The organism is Micromonospora sp. MH33, from assembly GCF_003013775.1.
GTDB classification, from domain to species: domain Bacteria; phylum Actinomycetota; class Actinomycetes; order Mycobacteriales; family Micromonosporaceae; genus Micromonospora; species Micromonospora fulviviridis.
On sequence record NZ_MUYZ01000522.1, the window covers coordinates 1 to 2,634 of the forward strand.

2 protein-coding genes and 1 pseudogene are annotated in these 2,634 nt (G+C 75.7%); all 3 read left to right on the plus strand.

Annotation, left to right across the window (positions count from 1 at the left end; all coding sequences use genetic code 11):
* A pseudogene (locus B0E53_RS35300) lies at positions 1 to 339 on the plus strand (hypothetical protein); the annotation flags it as partial.
* A complete protein-coding gene (locus tag B0E53_RS35305; protein WP_107079812.1) occupies positions 336 to 1,730 on the plus strand; it encodes a nucleotide pyrophosphatase/phosphodiesterase family protein in 1,395 nt (464 codons plus the stop codon). The pseudogene B0E53_RS35300 and the gene B0E53_RS35305, both read left to right, overlap by 4 nt.
* Positions 1,727 to 2,634, plus strand: a 908-nt coding sequence (locus B0E53_RS35310; protein ID WP_107079813.1) for a polyprenyl synthetase family protein, incomplete at its 3' end; no start/stop codon positions are given. The genes B0E53_RS35305 and B0E53_RS35310, both read left to right, overlap by 4 nt.

The following is a 2,634-nucleotide window of genomic DNA, read 5'->3' on the forward strand; positions in this document are numbered from 1 at the left end:
TGGCGGGTGCACTACCACGTGCCGCTGCACGCCCCGCCCGAACCGCCGTTGCGCTCCACCGTGCCGGTGCTGAAGGCCGCCCTCGCCGCGCTCTACGCCGGCCCGGTCGCCGGCTGCGACCACCTCGACGTCGAGACGTACACCTGGGGGGTGCTGCCGGCGGCGCGGCGGCCGCGCACCGACGCGGAGCTGGCCACCGGCATCGCCGCCGAGCTGGCCTTCGCCCGCGACGAGCTGGTCGGCCTCGGCCTGGCCACGACCGCGGGGGCCGTGAGCGCGAGGAGTGCGCCGGTTCTGCGAGCCCCGCAGTCGCGAACGAAGGAAGGTGCCGCCTCATGAGCCGACGGCTGGTGGTGCTCGACGTGGTGGGGCTGACCCCGCGGCTGCTGGCGCACATGCCCCGGCTGCGCGCGGTCGCCGAGGCCGGCTTCGCCGCCGAGCTGGGCACCGTGCTGCCGGCGGTGACCTGCTCGGTGCAGTCCACCTTCCTCACCGGCGAGACTCCGGCGGGCCACGGCATCGTCGGCAACGGCTGGTACTTCCGCGACCTCGGCGAGGTGCTGCTCTGGCGGCAGCACAACGCCCTGGTCGGCGGGGAGAAGCTGTGGCAGGCGGCGCGCCGGGTCGAGCCCGGCTACCGGGTCGCCAACGTCTGCTGGTGGTACGCCATGGGCGCCGACGTCGACTGGACGGTCACCCCGCGCCCGGTCTATCACGCCGACGGGCGCAAGGAGCCCGACTGCTGGACCGACCCGCCCGAGCTGCACGACACGCTCACCGAGGCGCTCGGCACCTTCCCGCTCTTCACCTACTGGGGGCCGGGCGCCGGGATGCCCTCGTCGCGGTGGATCTGCCGGGCCGCCGAGCGGATCCTCGCCGACCACGCGCCCGACCTGACCCTGGTCTACGTCCCGCACCTCGACTACGACCTGCAACGTTTCGGCCCGTCCTCGCCGCGGGCCGCCGCCGCGGCGGCCGAGCTGGACGCGGTGCTCGCGCCGCTGCTCGACGCCGCCCGGGAGCGGGACGCCACGGTGGTGGCGCTCTCCGAGTACGGCATCACCGACGTCTCCCGGCCGGTGGACGTCAACCGGCTGCTGCGCGCCGAGGGGCTGCTGCGGGTCTACACCCAGGCCGGCATGGAGTACCTGGACCCGTGGACCTCGCGGGCCTTCGCGGTCGCCGACCACCAGGTGGCGCACGTCTACGTGAAGGACCCGGCCGACGTGCCCGCGGTGGCGAAGCTCTGTTCGACGCTGCCCGGGGTGGCCGAGGTGCTGGACCCCGCCGGCCAGGCCGGGTACGGGCTGGACCATCCGCGCTCCGGCGAGCTGGTGCTGGTGGCCGAGCCGGACGCCTGGTTCACCTACTACTACTGGCTGGACGACGCCCGGGCGCCCGACTTCGCCCGGCTCGTCGAGATCCACCGCAAGCCCGGCTACGACCCGGCCGAACTCTTCTTCGACCCGGCCGCGCCGGGCGCGGCGAAGCGCCGCGCCGTGGCCGCGCTGGCCCGCAAGAAGCTCGGGATGCGCTACCTGATGAGCGTGGTGGGGCTGGACGCCGGAGCCCGGGCCGTCCGCGGCTCACACGGCCGGCTCCCCGCGGACCCCGCCGACGGGCCGGTGCTGCTCTGCTCCGACCCGACCGCGGCCCGGGACCGGGTCGCCGCGACCGACGTCAAGGCGTTGCTGCTTCAGCTCGCCGGACTGGTCCGGGAGGCGCTATGACCGTGACCGTCGCACCGACCGACCCGGCCCTGCTGCGGGACCGTTTCGATGCCGCGCTCGACGCGTTCCTGCGCGAGCGTGGGCCGGGTCGGCCGGACGACGGTACGGGAGAGGTGCACGAGGTGCTCCGCCGGTTCGTCCTGGCTGGCGGCAAGCGCCTGCGGCCCCTGTTCTGCTACTGGGGCTGGCGGGGCTTCGGCGGCCCCGACGGCACCCCGATCGTGGTGGCCGCGGCGGCGCTGGAACTGTTCCACGCCTTCGCGTTGATCCACGACGACATCCTGGACCGCAGCGACCGCCGGCGCGGCCGGCCCACCGTGCACCGGGTCTTCGCCGACCGGCACGCCCGGGCCGGCTGGCGCGGCGACCCGGAGGCGTACGGCCGGCAGGCGGCCCTGCTCTGCGGCGACCTCTGTGCCGCCTGGTCCGGGCAGATGTTCCACGGCTGCGGGCTGGACACCGAGCGGCTGCGCCGGGGCCACGTCCTGCTCGCCCGGATGCGGGCCGAGGTGATCGCGGGGGAGTACCTCGACGTGGTGGCCGCGGCCGGTGACGGCTCGGTGGAGAGTGCCCTCACGGTGGTCCGGCTGAAGACCGCCCGCTACACGGTGACCCGTCCGGTGCAGGTCGGCGCCGCCCTGGCCGGGGCGGATCCGGAGGTGGTGGCGGCGCTGGCCGGGTTCGGGGACCCGCTCGGGGACGCCTTCCAGCTCCGGGACGACCTGCTCGGCGTCTTCGGCGACCCGGCGGTGACCGGCAAGTCCAATCTGGACGACCTGCGGGAGGGGAAGCCGACCGTATTGCTGGCGCTGGCCCGGGCGCACGCCGGGCCGGCCGGGCTGGCGCGGCTGCGGGCACTGGTCGGCGACCCGGCGCTGGGCCCGGCGGGCGCCGCCGAGGTGCG

Bases quoted from the DNA above. Each gene is read 5' to 3' on its own strand.
- B0E53_RS35305 (WP_107079812.1), top strand. From the start codon at position 336: ATGAGCCGACGGCTGGTGGTGCTCGACGTGGTGGGGCTGACCCCGCGG.